The organism is Kluyvera chengduensis, from assembly GCF_044197065.1.
Lineage (GTDB): Bacteria > Pseudomonadota > Gammaproteobacteria > Enterobacterales > Enterobacteriaceae > Kluyvera > Kluyvera ascorbata_C.
The window spans coordinates 331,223-351,797 of sequence record NZ_JBIQOI010000002.1; the positions used below are offsets into that span (position 1 = coordinate 331,223).

17 protein-coding genes are annotated in these 20,575 nt (G+C 57.7%); 5 read left to right on the plus strand and 12 right to left on the minus strand.

Annotation, left to right across the window (positions count from 1 at the left end; all coding sequences use genetic code 11):
• Positions 1-34: 34 nt before the first annotated feature.
• A complete protein-coding gene (gene gdhA, locus ACH1XZ_RS07240; protein WP_035895378.1) occupies positions 35-1,378 on the plus strand; it encodes an NADP-specific glutamate dehydrogenase in 1,344 nt (447 codons plus the stop codon).
• Positions 1,379-1,478: 100 nt separating this feature from the next.
• On the opposite strand, the gene rnd is transcribed toward gdhA, so the two are convergent.
• The 5 genes from rnd to ACH1XZ_RS07265 form a co-directional block, all read right to left on the minus strand.
• The gene (gene rnd, locus ACH1XZ_RS07245; RefSeq protein WP_395595568.1) at positions 1,479-2,594 is read right to left on the minus strand and encodes a ribonuclease D; all 1,116 of its coding nucleotides are present in this window, start codon (positions 2,592-2,594) and stop codon (positions 1,479-1,481) included.
• Positions 2,595-2,675: 81 nt separating this feature from the next.
• The gene (gene fadD, locus ACH1XZ_RS07250; RefSeq protein WP_395594983.1) at positions 2,676-4,361 is read right to left on the minus strand and encodes a long-chain-fatty-acid--CoA ligase FadD; all 1,686 of its coding nucleotides are present in this window, start codon (positions 4,359-4,361) and stop codon (positions 2,676-2,678) included.
• Positions 4,362-4,568: 207 nt separating this feature from the next.
• Positions 4,569-5,150, minus strand: a complete 582-nt coding sequence (locus ACH1XZ_RS07255; RefSeq protein WP_395594984.1) for a Slp/YeaY family lipoprotein — start codon at positions 5,148-5,150, stop codon at positions 4,569-4,571.
• 40 nt (positions 5,151-5,190) lie between these two features.
• On the minus strand, positions 5,191-5,886 hold the full coding sequence (gene tsaB, locus ACH1XZ_RS07260) for a tRNA (adenosine(37)-N6)-threonylcarbamoyltransferase complex dimerization subunit type 1 TsaB (RefSeq protein WP_395594985.1): 696 nt from the start codon (positions 5,884-5,886) through the stop codon (positions 5,191-5,193).
• A 58-nt stretch (positions 5,887-5,944) separates the two neighbouring features.
• Entirely contained in the window at positions 5,945-7,855 is a 1,911-nt protein-coding gene (locus tag ACH1XZ_RS07265; protein WP_395594986.1) for an ATP-dependent DNA helicase, read from the minus strand.
• Positions 7,856-7,982: 127 nt separating this feature from the next.
• Between ACH1XZ_RS07265 and ACH1XZ_RS07270 the strand changes: the two genes are divergently transcribed.
• Positions 7,983-8,327: a RidA family protein gene (locus ACH1XZ_RS07270; RefSeq protein ID WP_185667672.1), complete on the plus strand. Its 345-nt coding sequence runs from the start codon at positions 7,983-7,985 to the stop codon at positions 8,325-8,327.
• 105 nt (positions 8,328-8,432) lie between these two features.
• Here ACH1XZ_RS07270 and ACH1XZ_RS07275 read toward each other — a convergent pair whose 3' ends face one another.
• The 5 genes from ACH1XZ_RS07275 to ACH1XZ_RS07295 are packed head-to-tail and all read right to left on the minus strand — an operon-like array spanning position 8,433 to position 13,781.
• Positions 8,433-9,575 carry an alginate lyase family protein gene (locus tag ACH1XZ_RS07275; RefSeq protein ID WP_395594987.1) on the minus strand — a complete coding sequence of 381 codons (1,143 nt, stop codon included), beginning with the start codon at positions 9,573-9,575 and terminating at the stop codon, positions 8,433-8,435.
• Positions 9,576-9,582: 7 nt separating this feature from the next.
• Positions 9,583-10,677: an ABC transporter ATP-binding protein gene (locus ACH1XZ_RS07280; RefSeq protein WP_395594988.1), complete on the minus strand. Its 1,095-nt coding sequence runs from the start codon at positions 10,675-10,677 to the stop codon at positions 9,583-9,585.
• Between the two features lie 10 nt (positions 10,678-10,687).
• The gene (locus ACH1XZ_RS07285) at positions 10,688-11,527 is read right to left on the minus strand and encodes a carbohydrate ABC transporter permease (RefSeq protein ID WP_115074719.1); all 840 of its coding nucleotides are present in this window, start codon (positions 11,525-11,527) and stop codon (positions 10,688-10,690) included.
• A 9-nt stretch (positions 11,528-11,536) separates the two neighbouring features.
• Positions 11,537-12,478 carry a carbohydrate ABC transporter permease gene (locus tag ACH1XZ_RS07290; protein WP_081918560.1) on the minus strand — a complete coding sequence of 314 codons (942 nt, stop codon included), beginning with the start codon at positions 12,476-12,478 and terminating at the stop codon, positions 11,537-11,539.
• 13 nt (positions 12,479-12,491) lie between these two features.
• Positions 12,492-13,781, minus strand: a complete 1,290-nt coding sequence (locus ACH1XZ_RS07295) for an ABC transporter substrate-binding protein (protein WP_395594989.1) — start codon at positions 13,779-13,781, stop codon at positions 12,492-12,494.
• Positions 13,782-14,309: 528 nt separating this feature from the next.
• Here ACH1XZ_RS07295 and ACH1XZ_RS07300 point away from each other — a divergent pair.
• Both ACH1XZ_RS07300 and ACH1XZ_RS07305 read left to right on the plus strand, forming a co-directional pair.
• A complete protein-coding gene (locus tag ACH1XZ_RS07300; protein WP_395594990.1) occupies positions 14,310-15,551 on the plus strand; it encodes an alginate lyase family protein in 1,242 nt (413 codons plus the stop codon).
• Complete coding sequence (locus ACH1XZ_RS07305) at positions 15,548-17,551, plus strand: heparinase II/III domain-containing protein (RefSeq protein ID WP_395594991.1); 2,004 nt, start codon at positions 15,548-15,550, stop codon at positions 17,549-17,551. The genes ACH1XZ_RS07300 and ACH1XZ_RS07305 overlap by 4 nt, the downstream gene beginning before the upstream one ends.
• Positions 17,552-17,899: 348 nt before the next feature.
• On the opposite strand, the gene ACH1XZ_RS07310 is transcribed toward ACH1XZ_RS07305, so the two are convergent.
• Entirely contained in the window at positions 17,900-18,076 is a 177-nt protein-coding gene (locus ACH1XZ_RS07310) for a hypothetical protein (RefSeq protein ID WP_395594992.1), read from the minus strand.
• Positions 18,077-18,304: 228 nt separating this feature from the next.
• Entirely contained in the window at positions 18,305-19,501 is a 1,197-nt protein-coding gene (locus ACH1XZ_RS07315) for an MFS transporter (protein ID WP_395594993.1), read from the minus strand.
• 115 nt (positions 19,502-19,616) lie between these two features.
• Here ACH1XZ_RS07315 and ACH1XZ_RS07320 point away from each other — a divergent pair, with 115 nt between their 5' ends.
• On the plus strand, positions 19,617-20,573 hold the full coding sequence (locus tag ACH1XZ_RS07320; protein ID WP_395594994.1) for an AraC family transcriptional regulator: 957 nt from the start codon (positions 19,617-19,619) through the stop codon (positions 20,571-20,573).
• The last annotated feature ends 2 nt before the right edge of the window (positions 20,574-20,575 follow it).

The window sequence follows — 20,575 nt, forward strand, 5'->3', positions numbered from 1 at the left end:
CATACGATCACAACCATAAGAGGTGCTTATATTTATGGATCAGGTTTGCTCCCTCAATAACTTCCTGGCTCATGTTCAACAACGCGACCCACACCAGACCGAGTTTGCTCAGGCTGTCCGCGAAGTCATGACAACCCTCTGGCCGTTCCTGGAACAGAACCCGCGCTATCGCCAGCTTTCTCTGCTGGAGCGATTAGTTGAGCCTGAGCGTGTTATTCAATTCCGCGTCGTGTGGGTAGACGACCGCAATCAGGTACAGGTTAACCGCGCATGGCGCGTGCAGTTCAGTTCGGCGATTGGGCCGTACAAAGGGGGAATGCGCTTCCACCCATCGGTAAACCTCTCTATTCTCAAATTCCTCGGCTTCGAACAGACCTTCAAAAACGCCCTGACCACCCTGCCTATGGGCGGCGGTAAAGGCGGTTCTGACTTCGATCCAAAAGGCAAAAGCGAAGGCGAAGTCATGCGCTTCTGCCAGTCTCTGATGACCGAACTCTATCGTCATCTGGGCTCTGACACCGACGTACCGGCAGGCGATATCGGCGTGGGTGGCCGTGAAGTCGGCTTTATGGCCGGGATGATGAAAAAACTCTCCAACGACACCGCCTGCGTGTTTACCGGTAAAGGCCTCTCCTTCGGCGGCAGCCTGATTCGCCCTGAAGCCACCGGCTATGGCCTGGTGTACTTTACTGAAGCGATGCTTAAGCGTCATGGGCTGGGCTTTGAAGGTATGCGAGTCGCGGTTTCCGGTTCCGGTAACGTGGCGCAGTATGCTATCGAAAAAGCGATGGAGCTGGGCGCGCGCGTCGTAACCGCCTCCGATTCCAGCGGTACCGTGGTCGATGAAGCGGGCTTCACCACCGAGAAGCTGGCGCGTCTGTGCGAAATCAAAGCCAGCCGCGACGGTCGCGTGGCCGATTACGCACGTGAGTTTGGTCTGGTGTATCTGGAAGGCCAGCAGCCGTGGAGCGTCCCGGTGGATATCGCTCTGCCATGTGCGACCCAGAACGAGCTGGACGTTGACGCTGCGCGCGTGCTGATTGCCAACGGTGTGAAAGCCGTGGCGGAAGGAGCCAACATGCCAACCACCATCGAAGCAACCGATCTGTTCCTCGAAGCGGGCGTCCTGTTCGCGCCGGGCAAAGCGGCGAATGCCGGTGGCGTGGCAACGTCCGGTCTGGAAATGGCGCAAAACGCGGCGCGTATGAGCTGGAAAGCGGAGAAAGTGGATGCGCGTCTGCACCACATCATGCTGGATATCCACCACGCCTGCGTTGAGCACGGTGGTGAAGCGGCGCAGACCAACTACGTTCGCGGCGCAAACATCGCTGGCTTCGTGAAAGTCGCCGACGCCATGCTGGCTCAGGGTGTGATTTAATCTAGCTCGTTTTCCCGGCGTCGTTTCACTCGGCCGGGCTACCAGTGCAGTGACATGTAGCCCGGGCGAGCGAATGCGACCCCGGGAATTAACACCAGACTTAACGCGGGTACGCCGCCAACAGTTTATCCAGCGCGCCACAGAGCAATTCACCGCGCCAGCCGGAGATCATCTCTGGTGCCGTGGTACGTGGCTTCAGCTGCCAGTGCCAGTTCAGCAACTGGTTAATCTGGCGACGGGATGCCAGCATTTCAGGACTGACGTCATTCGCCTGTCCCACTTCCTGCACCAGTGCCTTAATCTCTTTAAACGCTTTGCGATAGCCCGGCATATCCATCAGGTTCAACAGCGGCTCTGGCAGCGCGTCATCCGGCAGCGCCTGCGCTTTCTCCACGAGGCTAATCAGCGTTTTACCGTGGAAGCGAATCTCACTGCCCGACAGCCCCAGGCTGTCCAGTTCACCCAGGCTGCCCGGCATATAGCGCGCCACGCTCCACAGGTGCTCTTCACGGACCACAAAATTTACCGCCAGGTCACGCTCGCGCGCTTTACGCAGACGCCAGTCTGCCAGCAGCTGTAGGCACGCCAGCTGGCGCGTACGCAACTGCCAGGCGTTGGTGATATCGCGCCAGGCGTCCGCGGGGTCGGTCACTTCCTGGCGGCGCTGCTGCATCAATTGGCACTCGTTGAGCGCCCAGTTCAGTCGCCCGGCCTGTTCGGTTTCCGCCATCAGCTTGTGGGCGATGGGTAGCAGATACCAGACGTCCGCCGCCGCGTAGTCGCATTGGCGTGCCGTCAATGGGCGAGCAAGCCAATCGGTGCGTGATTCACTCTTATCCAGCTCAACGCCGGAATACTCCGCCACCATAGGGGCAAAGCCCCAGGACATAGGGCGGCCGCAGAAGGCTGCCAGCACCTGGGTATCGATCAGCGGCTGCGGCATTGAACCGAAGGTGTTCATAAACACTTCCAGGTCTTCACTGCCCGCATGCAGGAATTTGGTGATGTTGCGGTCCTGTAAAATTGCCTGCAGCGGCGACCAGTCGGTAATATTCAGAGGATCAATCAACGCCGTCCGTTCGCCGTCAAAAAGCTGAATCAGCCCCAGCTGCGGATAATAGGTACGGGTGCGAACAAATTCGGTGTCCAGCGCGACGGCGGTGGTCTGACGAACCGCGTCGCACAGGGTGCTGAGTTCATCGTTGGTGGTGATCATCTGATAGTTCAAATCGTACTCTCTTAGATTGCGCCAAAAAAAACGCCAGCTGAGCTGGCGTTTGGCATCATGACTCGTGACTTATCCCTTATTGTCCACTTTGGCGCGGGCTTCGTCACGTAATTCTCGTCTCAAAATTTTACCGACGTTCGACTTCGGCAATTCCTGCCGAAATTCAACCAGTTTCGGCACCTTGTAGCCGGTAAGCTGGCGGCGGCAGAAGGTGATCAACGCCTCTTCGGTAAGACTTTCATCCTTCTTAACCACGAAAATCTTCACCGCTTCACCGCTGTTACCGGACGGCACGCCCACGGCGGCCACTTCCAGCACGCCGGTATGCTGCATGACCACGTCTTCAATTTCGTTGGGATAAACGTTGAAACCGGAGACCAGAATCATGTCTTTTTTACGGTCAACGATGCGCAGGAAGCCCTCTTCGTCCATCACCGCGATATCGCCGGTATGCAGCCAACCCTCTTTGATGATTTCGGCGGTAGCATCAGGACGCTGCCAGTAACCTTCCATGACCTGGGGTCCTTTTACGCACAGCTCACCCGGTTGGCCGACAGGCACTTCGTTATCGTCGTCATCGACGAGCTTCACGTCGGTAGACGGCACCGGCAGACCAATGCTGCCGCTGTGGTAATCGATATCGTGCGGGTTAACGCTCACCAGCGGCGCGCATTCGGTCAGGCCGTAGCCTTCCAACAGATACTGCCCGGTCAGCTTGACCCAGCGCTCGGCTACCGCGTGGTTCACCGGCATCCCGCCACCGGCGGAGAGGTGCAGGGTTGAGAAATCCAGTTGCTGGAACTCTTTATTGTTCAGCAGCGCGTTAAACAGGGTGTTCACCCCGGTCATCGCGGTGAACGGGTATTTCCCGAGTTCTTTCACCAGCCCCGGAATATCGCGCGGGTTGGTGATGAGAATATTTTTACCGCCCAGTTCAATAAACAGCAGGCAGTTCATGGTCAGCGCGAAAATGTGGTACAGCGGCAGCGCGGTGATAACGACTTCTTTGCCCTCATGCAGCAGCGGTCCGTAGGTTGCTTTCACCTGCTCGAGGTTCGCCAGCATGTTGCGGTGGGTCAGCATCGCCCCTTTCGCCACGCCTGTCGTCCCGCCGGTATATTGCAGGAAAGCGATGTCATCCGCCTTCACTTCCGGCTTCACGTACTGCAGGCGGTAGCCGTTATGCAGCGCGCTGCGGAACGAAATCGCGTCCGGCAGATTATATTTCGGCACCAGACGTTTGATGTATTTGACCACGAAGTTCACCAGCGTACCTTTCGCCGTGGAAAGCTGGTCGCCCATGCGGGTCAGGATCACGTGTTTCACCGAGGTTTTGTCGACCACTTTTTCCAGGGTATGGGCAAAGTTGGAGACAATCACGATAGCCTGCGCGCCGCTGTCGTTCAGCTGGTGTTCCAGCTCGCGCGGCGTGTACAGCGGGTTAACGTTCACCACGATCATCCCGGCACGCAGAATGCCAAACAGCGCGACCGGGTATTGCAGCAGGTTAGGCATCATCAGCGCGACGCGGTCGCCCTGCTTCAACCCCAGCCCGTGCTGGAGATAAGCGGCAAAGGCGCGGCTGCGCTCTTCGAGCTTACGGAAGGTCATGACTTCGCCCATATTGACGAAGCCAGGCTGGTCGGCAAAGCGCGTTGCCGAGTGTTCGAACAGTTCCACCAGGGATTGATAACGGTCAGGATTGATCTCTGCCGGGACGTCAGCAGGATAACGGTTGAGCCAAACCTTTTTCAAAGCATCACCTCTAAAATACGTATTCGTCGTCATCGCAACCCCAAATGATAAACTTTCATTAACATTATATTAACTCAGCGTACCAGTTTAAGAATTAATCAGAATTAAGGTTGCGAAGCGCGTCACTCTTTATTTTTTTTATATCCATTACAACGAAGAAACAGCGGGCTAGCCGCTGTTTCTTTTTTGTCTGCTTTATATCAGATCTTATTCAGTTACGACGTTCCGGACTTCAGCGGGGCCGCTGTTATACCATCCCCAGCCGCCGTAACCGTAGTTCCAGGGGCGCGGACCAAACATCCACGGGTCGATAGGCTGCGGCGGCATCACTACCTGCTGGGCCACATGCCAGCGTTTGTAACCCGTCGCTTTCATCTGCAGGAAAGTGTATTTGGTGGTGCCGACTTTACCTTCAACGGCGCCAACAATCGGTCCCACTACCGTGACGAGCTGGCCACGGAAATCGACCGGGTCGAGGAAGCCGTTCACGTCAGCATAGATGCGCCCACGCGAGGCTTCGCCCAGAATAGGACGCGCGCCGCTGTCGAGCGGTACGGTGGCGATTTCCAGACGGGTATTCCCCTGCTGGTTCTCAATGCCAACAACCGTCCCGCCAAAGCGGGCCTCCTGGCCCACATACAGCTGCGGCGCAGCCATGACCCGCACCAGATCCTGCTGTGGCGTCGGGCTACTGCCCTGAATGGCATCCGGCACGCTGACGCAGCCGCTTAACGCGAAAGCGATAAGCCCCGCTGCGGCGCCACGAATCACAAAACTTTTACCTGCCATGATGCTGCTCCTGATTTTTACGCTCTCTACCTACTGAGATTCATTCGCGGCCAGGAAGTTTCTTCCACGCAACATTGTTACGCAAATAAACCGGTTCCGCTTTATCCACGGCGACGGTTTTTCCCTGCTCCAGCATGGCACAGGCGATAGGCAGCATGTCTTCAGCTTCCGGTAACGTCACGTTGCCGTCGACCAGCGTCGCGTTAGCGCCCTGCGCCATATCAGGCCAGGCGGCCCAACCGGTGCCGACGGTTGCCCATTCGCCGCTAAGTTCAGCCAGACGCTGTTGCACCGCTTCCGGCTTCAGCACCGCTTCGCTCTCTTCGCCGTGCCAGACGCCATTTTCATCACGCTGGTATTCAGCCCAGTAGACTTCGCCCATACGCGCGTCGATAGCCGCCAGCACGCGGGTCGCACCCTGCTTACGCCAGGCACCCTGCGCCATGGTGGCAAGGGTCGATACGCCGATCATCGGCAGCTCTGCGCCCAGCGCCAGACCTTGTGCGATACCAATGCCGATACGCACGCCGGTGAAGCTGCCCGGCCCACGGCCGAACGCCAGCGCGTCGAGGTCGGTCAGGCTTACGCCGCCTTCAGTGAGAATATCCTGCACGATGGGCAGGATACGTTGAGTATGTTCCCGTGGACAAAGCTCGAAGTGGGCACAGGTGTTGCCATCATTCCACAGAGCAGCCGAGCAGGCTTCCGTGGCGGTATCGATAGCCAGAATTCGCATAGTTAGTCGCGCTCTCGATCAACAAAATGGCGCGCATCTTACCACACTTTGCGCTGCATTACCGCGTCGATGACAGCGCCAGGAATCGCGTCGCCCGTCGAATATCACGGGTGCGCGGCGCGGGTGGCAGGCTGGCAAGGAAGGTGGCGCCGTAAGGACGCATCACCAGGCGGTTGTCGCAAATCACCAGCACCCCGCGATCGTCAACATCACGAATCAGTCGGCCAACGCCCTGCTTGAGGGTAATCACCGCATCCGGCAGTTGGACCTCTTCAAACGGGTCGCCGCCGCGCAGACGGCAGTCTTCCATGCGAGCCTTCAACAGCGGGTCATCCGGCGAGGTGAACGGCAGCTTGTCGATGATCACCAGCGACAGCGCATCGCCGCGCACGTCGACCCCTTCCCAGAAGCTGCTGGTCGCCACCAACAGGGCGTTACCGGCGCTGACAAACTGCTGAAGCAGTTGGCCTTTGCTGGTCTCCCCCTGTAACAGGACCGGTAGCGTCATGGTGGCGCGGAACTGTTCGGCGAGGTCGCGCATCATGGCGTGCGAGGTGCAAAGCATAAAGCAGCGCCCGTCGTTGGCCTCAATCAGCGGTTTCAGCATTGCCGCCAGATGGCGCGCCGCCCCCGGCTGGTTCGGCAGCGGCAGGTTGCGCGGCACGCACAATAGCGCCTGGGTGGCGTAGTCAAACGGGCTTGGCAGCAGCAGCGATTCCGCCGCTTCAATGCCGAGGCGTTCGGTAAAGTGGTGCAGGTCATCGTTCACCGACAGCGTCGCGGAGGTGAAGATCCAACTGCCCGGTTTGGCCGCCATCACCTCTTTGAATTTATCCGCCACGGTGAGCGGCGTCAGCGCCAGGGTAAAGTGGCGCGAGTTGCATTCGTACCAGTAGCTGTAGCCGGGCTTGTTGATCTCTTTAAGGCGCTTTAAACGTGCCCGATACAGGGTCGCGCGCTCGAAAGCGGCATCGAGCAAGGCTGAGCGGCCGAGAGAGAGCTTCGCCACGTCGTAGCACAGTTCGAGGGCGTCATCGAGCAGCAGCAGTGAACGCTGGACGGTGGTTTCCGCCAACAGCTCGCGCAGGTTGCCGCGATAGCCAGGGTCGCCTACCTGCAGGCGGAAATCCTGCGTCGCCTGTGCCAGACGGTCGGCGCATTTTTGCAGCTGCTGGGTGTCTTTTAGTTCGGTACGGTAGGCAATGACCACGTCTTTGGCGAGGTCCAGCAGCTGACGGCTGGAGAGCGATTGGCCGAAATACTGGCTGGCGATATCCGGCAACTGATGGGCTTCATCGAAGATCATCACGTCGGCCTCGGGGATAAGCTCGCCGAAGCCACTCTCTTTCACCACCATATCGGCAAGAAACAGGTGGTGGTTGACCACCACCACGTCGGCATCCATCGCCTTTTTACGCGCTTTCACCACGAAGCAGTCCTGATACTGCGGGCAGTCGCTGCCCAGACAGTTATCGTTGGTGCTGGTGACCAGCGGCCAGGCCTGGGAATCTTCCGCCACGCTGACGCAGGTGCTGATGTCGCCATCCACGGTCTGATTAGCCCAGCTGCGCAGCAAAATGACGTCGCTGAGGGTTTGTACCGGCAGGTCGCCGCCCGCCATCGCCTGCTGTTCTAAACGTTCGAGGCAGAGGTAGTTTGAGCGCCCTTTCAGCAGCGCCAACTTGCCGGTAAAGCTCAGCGCGGTGGCAACAGTCGGCAGGTCGCGGCTGTAGAGCTGATCCTGCAATGCCTTCGAGCCGGTAGAGATAATGGCTTTTTTGCCCGAGCGCAGCGCAGGGGCCAGATAGGCGTAGGTTTTCCCGGTCCCGGTTCCCGCTTCGACCACCAGCGGCTGACCGTTATCAATCGCCTTCGCGACGGCGTGCGCCATCTGACGCTGCGGTTCACGCGGTTTAAAGCCGGTTATCGCCTGCGCTAGCTGGCCATCTTCTGCAAAATCGTCCGTCACGTTACCCCCTGGAAAAATTCCCAGTGATTATGTCAGGCGAACCCCGCTTATGCCAGTCGAAGTCGTGACGCGGCGTCGACATTGTGGCAGTCTTAGCGCGTTTACGTGATGTTAAAAGGAAAATGAAATGACAATTGTACGTATTGATGCCGAAGCCCGTTGGTCTGATGTCGTCATCCATAACAATACGCTGTACTACACCGGCGTACCGGCAAACCTGGACGCCGATGCGTTTGAGCAGACAGCAAATACGCTGGCGCAAATTGATGCGGTGCTGGAAAAACAGGGCAGCAATAAGTCGCGCATTCTCGACGCCACCATTTTCCTGCCGGACGGCGATGATTTTGCCGCCATGAACAAAGCGTGGGATGCATGGGTGGTTGCCGGTCACGCGCCGGTACGCTGCACCGTCCAGGCGAAGCTGATGAACCCGAAATATAAGGTTGAGATTAAGATTATCGCGGCGGTGTAAATCGGTATACCGTGCCTCCCCGGGGCGCTCTGTAGGCCGGATAAGGCGGCACGCTGCCATCCGGCAACGTGCGCCTATTGCCTGATGGCGCTGCGCTTATCAGGCCTACACCCCGGGGTACCACATCAATTGCTCTTTCAACTGCAACGTCTCCTGCGGCAAGCACTTCAGCACGTCGCGATAGCTCGCCGACTGCTTCGGATACCCGCGCACCGTCTGTAATAGCACCCGCAGCGCGCTATCCCAGACGATCCCCTGCAAATCACTGTACGGCCACAGATCCGGTTCGCGGATAAACGGCACCAGGTAATCAATCCCCTGCTTCACCCCACGACCGTCGCGAATGTGATTCCAGCGATCGAACTCAACGTGCTCGGCATAGCGGTTAAGCAGCAGATGCGCCTCGAGATTAAACAGCGAGTAGTGGAACGGAATGGTACGCTCCAGCTCCATCGTCTGCTTGCCGTCCTGGTCAATCTGCGCGGCCATGCGCTGGGTGATCCCCTGCTCAATAATCCGCGCTACCAGCCCTTTATCACCGTAAAACAGCGCATTGACCGCACGCTGGGCGTCGTACCAGGTACCGTGGTTATTGTGCCAGACGTATTCAGAGTGACCGATATCGCTGAAATACATCCAGTGGTTAAAGTCACGGAACCACTGGTGCAAGCCGATGATATCGTCGGTATCCAACACGCTGGCCGCGTTAATCAGCCCGATAGTATCGACCACCATCCACAGCAGGCGCGTGTCGATAAGCCCGGTGCCACGCCCGGAAACGACGCCAGGGATCGCCTGGCCGTAGTTCAAATGCGGGTTCATGCGCGTGTCGCCGTCGAGGAACCAGCAACGAATCTGCGCGGCAGCGGCCTGTGCGTACTGACGCTGGCCGGTGAAGTACCATGCCAGCCCCAGCGTCAGGCAGCGCTCGCACATGCGGATAATGCGCGAGGTATCAGTATCGTTATTCTCACACTGCGGGTTGATATGCCCATCGCGGCGAATATAGGGCAGCCCGTTGGGCCGCCGTGGATTTGGCCACCAGTAGGTGCCCAGACTGTAGTAATCGTGCGCATCACCGCTCGCCGGGCGCAGCTTTTTGTGCACCACGCTTTCCGGTGGCTCACGCTTAAGCAAATCTGCTTCAGCCACCAGTTTGCTCAGGGCCAGTTGCAGCGGAGAGAACGGCTGCTTCAGGCCCGCACGGGCATTTTCCAGGCAGGTTTCATCAAGGGTGTACAGCTTCATCGCCACCTTACTGGCCCTCCAGACACGCTATGCGCAGACCACTTTGGGCATCGAACAGATGCACGCCGGAGAGCTTCGGCTGCAGCCAGATAGTGTCCCCCTCTTTCACCGCCAGACGCTGCTTGAACACCGAGGTAAACGCCCCGCCGCCGGTATCGCAAAACAGCTGCATATCCGAACCGGTATTCTCCACCGCCGTGACCTTCGCCGACAGCGCATCGTCACGGGCTTCGTGTACCACGTTGACCTGCTCCGGACGAATGGCGTAGACCACCTGTTGGCCGTCGGATACCTTTAGCCCAGAAGGCAGTGCCAGCAGCGAACCATCTTTCAGGCGCAGGCTCGTGGTATTGCCACTGAGCACCACTTCGCCCTGCAACTGGTTAATTTCCGGCGAGCCGATAAACCCAGCAACAAACAGGTTGGCGGGCCGATCGTAAAGCTCCAGCGGCGTGCCCGCCTGCTCAATGCGCCCGTCGCGCAGCACCACGATCATCTGCCCCATGGTCATCGCTTCAATCTGATCGTGGGTCACGTAGACGGAGGTGGTTTTCAGCCGACGGTGCAGCTCGCGAATTTCACCACGCACCTGGGTACGCAGCTTGGCGTCGAGGTTCGACAGCGGTTCATCGAACAGAAACACCTGCGGCTTACGCACGATGGCGCGCCCCATCGCTACGCGCTGACGCTGGCCGCCGGAGAGATCTTTTGGCAAACGCTCCAGCAGCGGTTCTAGCCCGAGCAGCGCCGCCGCTTCATCGACTTTCTGTTTGATTTCCGTTTTCGGCAGCCGCGCCATCTTGAGCGCAAAGCCCATGTTTTCACGCACCGTCATCTGCGGGTAGAGCGCATAGCTCTGGAATACCATCGCGATATCGCGCAGCTTCGGCTCCACCTCGGTGACGTCGCGTTCGTTGATGTGCACTTCCCCGGCGGAAATCTCTTCCAGACCGGCAATCATGCGCAGCAGCGTCGATTTCCCGCAGCCGCTCGGCCCCGCCAGCACGCAGAACTCGCCGTCAGGGATAGTCAGCGATACATCTTTAATGACGTGAGCATCACCGTATGATTTGCGCACGCTATTTAATACAACAGATCCCATCGGTAACCCCTTATCCTTTGACTGCGCCGGACATAATCCCGCGGTTGAAATGTTTTTGCAGACCCAGATAGACGATGATGCTTGGCAGCATCGCCAGTAGCGTAATGGCGATAAAAATGTTCGGCGTGATGCTCTCATCGGTACGCAGCGTGCCGAGAATGACCGGAATAGTGTTCAGGCTGTCCTGGTTCACCACAATCAGCGGCAGCAGGTACTGGTCCCAAATCATAATAAAGCCGAAAGTCACCACCGTCCCGAGCGCCGGTTTCACCAGCGGCAGAATGACGTGGAAGAAAATCTGCCACTCATTCGCGCCGTCGATACGCGCCGCTTCTTCCAGCTCTTTCGGGATGGCCGACATAAATTCGGTCAGTACGAAAATGGAGAAGGCCCAGCCCACTACCGGCAGAATCATCCCGAGGTAGCTGTTGTAGAGCGACGCATCGATAAACGGCAGCCGCCAGTTGATAATCATGTACAGCGGAATGGCGATAACCTCTTCCGGCAGCATCATGGTGGATAAAATCACCAGACTCACCAATGCCACGCCGCGAAACTTCTTCCGGGCCAGCGCATAGGCCGCCAGCGCGCTGACCGACACCTGCAGGATGGTGCCGAAGAACACCACCAGAATGGAGTTCAGCAGATACTGCCAGACGCCGATGTCCATCCACGCAAAGATGAAGTTTTCAAACGAGAACTGATTCGGCCAGGCCAGCAGCTCGCCCGGCTTAACCGGCGCGCCGCTAAAGGCGGTAGCCACAATGCCCCAGAACGGCCCGACGAAGACAATCAGCAGCAGCGCGTAGATGCACCAGCGCCCTGCGGTATCCCAACGTTTACTCAACATCACGGCTCCTTAGTAACGTGCGATACGTTTTTTCAGCGTCAAATGACAAATGGTTAAGATTACGGTGAAGGTAAACAGCAGGAACGACACCGCCGAGGCATAGCCATAGTCAAACTGCTCAAAGCCCAGCTTATAGATATGGGTCATGACCATTTCCGTGGCGTTAGACGGCCCGCCGCCGGTGGTGGCATACACCTCGGCAAACACGCGGAAGCCACGAATAAAGGAGAGCATCAGCACCACCGACAGCGCCGGGATCATCCCTGGCAGCGTCACGTAGCGCAGACGGTTCCACCAGTTCGCCCCGTCGACGTTCGAGGCGTCGTACAGGTCACGGCTGATACCCGCCAGACCGGCGATAAAAATCACCATGTTGTAGGGCACCGCTTTCCAGATATGCAGCAACATGATGACCCCCAGCGCCTGATCGGAACTGGCAAGAAACCCCTGATCCGCCACGCCAAACCAGCTGAGAATGTGGTTCACCACGCCGTTTGGCGTTGGGTTGAACAGAATGCGCCACATCTCGGCAACGATCGCCGCACTGGTCACCGCCGGTAAGAAAATGGCGGTACGAATAAATCGCAGGTGGCGCGCCGGGCCTTCCAGCAGCATAGCGAGGAAGAAGGCGAGTATTGCGGCGGCGAACATCGTCACCACCACGTACAAGAGCGTATTCACCACCGCCGCGTGCAGCTCTACGTCGGCAAAAGCGCGGGTAAAGTTATCAAACCCGACCCACTCATCCGGCTGATTAAAGTTGACCTTGTAAAAGCTCATCACCAGCCCCTGAATCATCGGGATGAACTTAAACCAGCTAAAGATAATCAGCGCCGGAGCCAGGAACAGCCACGGAATCAGCGCCCGCTTGCGTTTTGCCGTCAGCCAGCCGGTCGCGTCAGGCGAAGCGGCTTGCTTTAGCGGCGCGGACTTCGTCTCATGCAGCGTCATCACTTACTCCCTCTCACTTAGCCAGCACGTTTTGTTTTTCCAGCTCGGCGTTGACCTTCACGTCGACCGCCTTCAGCTCAGCGCTGATATTGCTATTACAGTCGGCGAAGATACGGTTGAAGCCATCTGCTGCCACCTGACGCACCGGCGTCCAGTTTGGTATTTGCGGCACGTAGCGGCCCTGCTCGTTATACAGTCTGGCGAAGGTCTCCCAACGCGCGTCCTGGTAGATGGCTTTCACATCGACGTTCTTGTTCACCGGCAGACGCACCACTGGAATATGCTGGCTGCCTTTGCCCATGCCAATCTCCTGGCCCTCCTGTGAAATCATAAATTCGATAAATTTACGCGCCGCCTCTTTCTGCTTGCTGCTCTTCATCATAAAGACGGTGGTGCCTTCGGCGAGAGTGGCTTCGCCTTTCGGCCCGACCACCGGTACGACTTCAAAGTTGTCTTTGCCAGGGTCTTTATCAAACAGCGCAATGTGGTACGGGCCGCTGAAGAACATGCCGCTCTGGCCGGAACGGAACGAGGGGATAACGTCTGCGGTGGTGGCGTTAATCGCCCCCGGCTGGGTCACTTTTTCGCACATCATGGTGCGCATAAAGGTCATCGCCTGAACCACTTCTGGGGTATCGAGTGAGGCGCTGAACTTGCCGCCGTTCTCTTTGACGAAATCGCCGCCCGCCTGCCAGATAAAGCTGCTCATAAACCAGCTGGCGTAGCCGCGGGTGGTAGAGGCCGGAACGATAAAGCCGTAGGTGTCGTTTTTACCGTTGCCGTCCGGGTCCTGGGTGGTGAAGGCTTTGGCTAATTTCTGGATATCATCCCAGCTTTTCGGCTGCGGCAGGCCCAGCTTCTCGCGCCAGTCTTTACGTACAAACAGCGCGAAGGTTTGTGCGGACGTTGGCACACCGTAATATTTGCCGTCGATGTTACGGGTACTGTTCCAGGCGGTCTGGTATAACTGGTCGCCGCCGCTGATGGCTTTCGGGTCTATCTCATCGGCAATGCCGAGCTGAATAAACTGACCGAGCGAAGCGGCATCGTTGAAGATCAGATCCGGTAAGGCATTGCCCGCCGTTGCACGCGCCAGTCGCTGTTCGAAGTCGGTAGTGGCATTGAAGTACTCAATCTTAATGCCGGTCTTCTCTTCAAACTTCTCGGCTTCTTGCTTGTAGATATTTTTGGAATCGTTGCTCGCACGGATCCAGACGTTAAGGGTCGTGGCGGCATAGCTTTGCCCGATACCCAGACCTAGAGCTGAAAGAAGTAATAATGAACGTAATTTATTCGCAGACATGGTTGCATATCCTTTATTGTGTAGGGCACAAAGGTAATTAAATTCTTGCCACATGCATTTCCGTGATCCGGATTAACATCTGGAGGTGAATACAACATGCTTAAAAAATTATTTCCGAACATTAAATAGAAATATATTTTTCAATACAACCACACAAAAAAGAAATCGCATTTCAGAAACGCAAAAGTTGAACAAGATCACACACAGAAGTGACGAAAAAAGTGACATTAATTTTTTATCATTTAAATTCAATGAATTAACATTTTGCTCTGTTTTTTGATTAATTCAACAAAATAAGAAAAACGGCTAAAAATGTGAGCTATACTGCATTAAATACGTCATTTTTTATTCAACGCGATAACCATGATGAACATCACAAAAAAAATCACTTTGTCTTTTACACTGCACGCCAACCTATTTATGAATGTGTTATTCGTTAATTAATTCACCTGCTTTTAGTGTTATTAAAATACACTAAAGGCAAAATTCTCTTGTTATCTTTTCTCTATTTGCAGAAGGGTTATCACTATGCGTTCAATACACCGCCGTGGAATATTAGGCATTGCGCTACTCTGCTCTGGGTTCAGCGCCTCACTGTATGCAGCAGAGCCCTATACGCTCGATGGCAAAGATCTGGCGTTCAGCCGTGAGCAGATTGCGGCCAAAGACCCGCTGTTTTTACAGGCGGAAAGCGCGTTGCTGAAAAAGGCGGACGGGGCGTTGAAGCACCCACTCTATTCGGTGATGGACAAAACGCTGGTCGCCGCCAGCGGCAACAAGCACGACTACTACAGCTTCCCCCCCTACTGGTGGCCAAACCCGGAGACCAAAGACGGCCTGCCGTACATCCGCAAAGATGGTCAAACCAACCCGGATGCCAACAGCGACGCCACCGATAAAAACCGCCTGGTGAAGATGAGCAATGACGTCTCCACGCTAGCGCTGGCCTGGTATTTCTCGCATGACGAGCGCTACGCACAGAAAGCCGCCGCGCAGTTGAAAAGCTGGTTCCTCGCACCGGAAACCCGCATGACGCCAAACCTGCAACATGCGCAGGCCATTCCAGGCATTAATACGGGACGGGGCATCGGCATCATCGACAGCCGCGCGCTGGTTGACGTGGTCGATGCCATTGCCCTGCTGCAAGCCTCCGGCACGCTGAGCGATGCCGACGTGACCGAGCTGAAAAAATGGTTTGGCGATTTTTATCACTGGATGACCACCAGCCAGAACGGGTTTGAAGAAGAGAACTGGCACAACAACCACGGCACCTACTTCGATATGCAGGCGGCGACCTTTGCGCTGTTCAGCGGCAAACCGGAAGAGGCCAAAAAACGCCTTTATGTCACCCAACTGCGCCGCATTGCCGGGCAGTTTGACGTTGATGGCCGCCAGATGGCCGAACTGGAACGCACCCGCCCATGGCACTACAGCAACTTTAACCTTGATGCTTACAGCCGTCTGGGCCGTCTTGGCGAAAAAGCCGGGGTGGATATCTGGAACTTTACCCTCGACGACCACAGCCTGCGCAAGGGCTATCAGTACATCGCCGGGTTTATTAATAGCGATACGCCGTGGCCGTGGAAAGACCTCGACAAAATGGATGACAAGAAGGCGCTGCGTAACATCGCCACTGCCGCCCACGCCTGGCCTGACGACGCGCTGTTCCGCGAGAAAGCGCGCTGGCTGCGGGCGAAATACCCCGACGATATCATCACGCTCACTGTACCGCTTACCGTGTCTTCAGAGGTCAGGGAAAACCAAAAATGAGACAATTTTCTGGGCTATGGCCGGAGATCGCCGCGCGTGCTGTCGGCGAACAGGGCCTGATTGAACAGCTCGTGAAGGACGCACAACCGATGCTTGACGCCGCCGTGTGCATTCCGCAAACCGGGATCGCCAGCTGGAATCTCTACTACTTCTGCCCGCACCACGGGGTGCGGCTGACCTGGCAGCCAGACTCACCGCACCACCACGCCTGCCCGGTAGACGGTGAGGTGTTCAGCGGCGAACCGTGGGACGGCGCCTGGTGGCGGGAAATGAACGGCCGTAACGCCAGCGCCTGCCAGCAGTTGGGCTTGCTCTGGCAGCTTACCGGCAACGCCGCGTACCGCGATAAAGTGCGCACCCTGCTGATGGGCTATGCGGATGTCTACCCGGACTACGCCGTACACGGTGATATTCCGCACAATGGCCCCGGGAAAATGAATGCCCAGACCCTGTGCGAAGCCAACTGCATTCTGGATATGGCGCTGGGCTATGACTTTATTGCCGAGGGCCTGACAGCGGATGAGCGTCAGCATATCAGCGACAACCTGCTGCGCTGCGCGGCAACGTTTCTATGCGAGCATCGCAGCCCACAAATCCACAATCACGAGGTCAAAATCGGCGCAGCGCTGGGGGTGCTCGGCTTTGTACTAAAGGACGACAGTCTGCTGGAGTTTGCGGTCAATGCGCCCTACGGCCTGCGTTGGCAGCTTGAGCACGGCCTGTTAGCGGAGGGGCTGTGGTTTGAGGGTTCGGTTCATTATCACTATTACGCGCTTCAGGGGTTCTTTGCCTTTGAGAAGCTGGCGCGCGGCACCCGCTGGAGCCTGATTGATGGCCCGTGGTATCCGCAGATGCTGCACTTCCCGCTTGAGCTGCTGCTGCCGGACGGCACCTTTCCCCGGCTCAACGACTGCCTCGCCGGGCAGGAAAAGCTGCACCATCGGGATCTGTACGAGTTTGCGTGGTTTATCTGGCGCGACCCGCGATACGCGGCGGTGCTACAGTTTACCGCCGGAGAGCCTGATGAGCGCGAGACGCTGCGTTGGCGACATCAGCCGCTGCCGGAAACTCATCTGAATCTGATTCCGCAGCAGTCGCTGTACGCGCCCGGCGCCGGGCTCACGCTGTGGCGACGGCCGCATCAGCAACAGGCGGTGCTGATTAAGCACAGCCCGTGGGGCGGCGAGCACGACCATTACGACCGCCAGAGCCTGATGCTGTGGCAGCGCGACGGCTGGCTGCTGCCGGACCTCGGCACCACCGGTTACGGGGCCAGGATGCACTATGACTATTACAAAAACAGCGCCACCCACAATACGCTAACGGTCAACCAGACCAACCAGCCCCCTGCTAACTCCGACGTGCTCGGCTGGCATATGGGCGAGGAGTATCTGTGGCTGGATACCGAAACCGATTGGGGGAAACCGCCGCCGCAGCTAAACAGCCATACCCGCGTGGAGTGGGACGTCGAGGCCTGGCGCGATGTGCGTTTTCGCCGTCGTTTGCTGTGGCTGGATGATGTGCTGATTGATCTGTCGACGGTGGAAAACCCGCACCGCCAGCAGCTTGATTGGACGCTGCATCTGGCGGCCGATGCGCTGGACCAGAGCGGGGAGCCACAGCCCTTCTCACTCAGCGGCCCGCTGCAAGCAATGCGCAACGCGACCGTCACGCCGCTGCACGGCTGTCAGCCGCGCCACTTCTCCCATCAGGGCGAGACCTTTGCGCTGTGGCTGTCTGGCGACGGCGAGCTCTGGCAGGGGCTGGCGGACGATAATCCGGCGGTCAGGGATTTGAGCTATCTGGTGCTGCGTAATCATCTGCCGCAGGCGCGTTTTGTCTGCGTGTGGGATTTGGCGAAGCAGTCACCGCTGACGGAGGTTCTCGTGCATCACACGGCTGTTGGTACTCAACTGACTATCTGGCGTGGGGAACGGGTGGCGAATGTGACGTTGTATGAGGATCCTGCGCTGCGGCCTGAGTTCGTGGGGCGAGCCTGATATATGTCAGTTTAGTACGGCGGTTCCGTTCATTTTGGATTGGTAAAAGGTTCTGTTCACTTTACGTTGGGTGGAATATGAAGTCCCTTCACCGGTGAACGGGCCAAGGGGTGCGGCCGCGCACCCCTTCGCAATCCCCGCGGCCCCGCAGGGAAATCGGTGCTTCGCACTACGCTCGCCTACGACTCCAGCCTGCGGCGCGGCGAAACTCGAGATTACTCGGCCCATCCATGGGCCTCGCCCCTTCGGGGCCAACGCAAGCGTTGTTCAAAATTGCTCCCGGCAATTTTGTCCTGTCTCGGTTCGCCTCAGTCCGCCATCCCTGGCGTCCTGACCTTGTCTTCCGTGCTACGGCTCGCCGATTTCCAGCGGGGACTCATCGGTTTCAGTGACTTTGGTTTTTGCTGTGAGCTTAAAGGCCGCACGGTTTTTGGTGGCGTCTAAATCGCCGAAGCGTTTCCCGTAGGCCGGGTCAGCCCACAGGGATGTGGGCTGAGGGCGTGGTTCACAGGGACGTGAACTCACGCCCGACCCGAAGCCGGAGGGAATAAGCTGAGGGAACCGCGCAGCGGCGATTTTGCCGCCAGAGCCCGGGGGTGCAGGGGGCGGCGGCGATTGGCCGCCCCTTGCGCGCTCTCTGCGCCAGTGCAATTTATATGGCTAGTACTGGAAGAGAGCGCAACGGAGTAATAAACCCAAATACATCCCCCCTTACCCGATAACCGCCCACAAACGCGTATACAGCAAAGCGTGTTAATCAGCCGCCGCCGGCTTCACCCTCACCCCCGCAAACACCATCACCATCGCCGCCACCAACAGCACCCCACTCACGGTAAACACACCGCTGGCACCATTAAGATCGAACACCAGCCCGCCCCCCGCAGCACCCGCACTGATAGCCAACTGGATAGAAGCCACCATCAGCCCGCCTGCACTCTCCGCTTCATCCGGCACGGTGGTCGCAAGCCAGGTTGACCAACCTACCGGCACCAGCCCAAAGGCAAAGCCCCACAGCGTCACCAGCAGCCCATCCAACAGTGCCAGATGCCCAAACGCCACCATCAGCAACGCCAGCACGCCCATGCCAAATGGCACCAACGCCAGCGTCAGACGCAGGTTACGGGCCAGCAGATGCCCGGCAATCGAGGTACCGACAAAGTTAGCCAGACCAAAGCCCAGCAGGATAAGCGAAATCGTCTCTACGCTGGCTCGGCCTACCGTTTCCAGGAACGGACGCAGATAGGTAAAGAAGGCAAAGTGACCACTAAAGATAAAGATGGTGGCCAGCAGCCCGCCAATCATTCCCGGACGACGCAGCACATGCAGCAGCGTACGCAGGCTGCCGCCGTTTTCCGGACGCATTGACGGCAGCACCCACAGTTGCCACAGCAGCGCCAGCACACCCGGCACCACACAGAGGATAAAGACGTTACGCCAGCCAATCAGGCTACCGAGAAAACTCCCCAGCGGCGCGGCAACGACGGTGGCGATAGAGACACCGGCAAAGATTATCGACAGCGCCTTTGGCACATCGCGCGCTGGCACCAGACGCATGGCGGTCGCCGTCGACATCGCCCAGAAACCGCCAATAGCGACCCCCAGCAGCAATCGTCCCATCAGCAGCACCTGCAACGACGGCGCAAAGGCCACCAGCAGACTAGAGATAATCTGCAATAGCGTGAAGAACATCAGCACCCAGCGGCGGTCAATGCTTTTAGTCGCCGAGGTAATCAGTAGACCGGTCACCAGCGCAACCAGCGCCGTGGCGGTTACCGTCTGCCCGGCCACCCCTTCGGTCACGCCCAGGCTTGAGGCCATCGGCGTAAGCAGACTGGCAGGTAAAAACTCGGCGGTAATCAGCCCAAACACCCCAAGGCCCAGTGACCACACGGCGCGCCAGGCAGGTTTAGCGGGGGCTGATGACTCGCTTTCTGCGACGTATGAATTCATCGGTTAATCTCCGGTTATACAATTGTGATGAGTGTCACAAAGCATAGAAAGTTACGTCAGGACGATCTATGATGGATAATCTTCATTTTTTGATAATTCGTCCGGAGTTGCGATTATGGCCCTGAATGCCCCTGATATGATTAGCGAACTGCTGCGCGGCATGCGCCTCTCCGGCGTCAACTATCGCCGCTTTGAAGCCAGCGCACCCTTTGGCGTGTCGTTCGGCGATGTCCCTGGAAAAGCACAGTTTCATTTTGTCAGCCGTGGACCCGCGATTCTGCGTATGCAGAGCGGCGAGCGCTTTACCCTGAACAGCGGTGACGCGGTGTTTATTCCCAACGGTGAAGGCCATGCTCTGCTCTCTGATGACGCCGCTGCGGTCACGCCCATTACCGATTTTCCCAGCGAGCCTATCTGCAGCCAGGTCCACGATATTCACTGTCAGACCTGCCCGGACGGCGAAAACGTGGTTATCTTTACCGGCTGTATGAATTTCGAACTAGGCGGGATGCAGCCGCTTATCAAAGCGATGCCGGAAGTGATGATGGTCAGCAGCCTGATGTCGTCGCGGCCAGAAATACAGGCGCTGCTTTCCGCGATGGAGCGCGAGTCATTGGGCCGTCAGGTGGGTTTTGCCGGGATTTTAGCGCGGCTGGCTGACGTCGTTGCCGCGCTGATTGTACGCGGCTGGGTCGAGAGCGGCTGCGGGAAAGCAACCGGCTGGATACAGGTACTGCGCGACCCGCGCCTGAGCCGGGCGATCTACGCCATGCACCAGCAGCCGGGCGTAAACTGGAGCGTCGCCGACCTCGCCAAAGAGGCGGGAACGTCGCGCTCCGTGTTTGCCGAACGTTTTCTCTCCGCCACCGGCACCACCCCGGCAAAATACCTCGGCGAGCTGCGGATGCGGCTCGCTATTCAGTATATCGGCCAGGAACAGCAGGCGATTGAAACCGTCGCCCTTCGTCTGGGATACGGTTCGGTCGCCGCCTTTAGCCGGGCGTTCAAGCGGGTGGTTGGCCACTCACCGGGGGCATTACGCGACGCGCTGCCTGTCCCCGAAGAGGTGTAGCC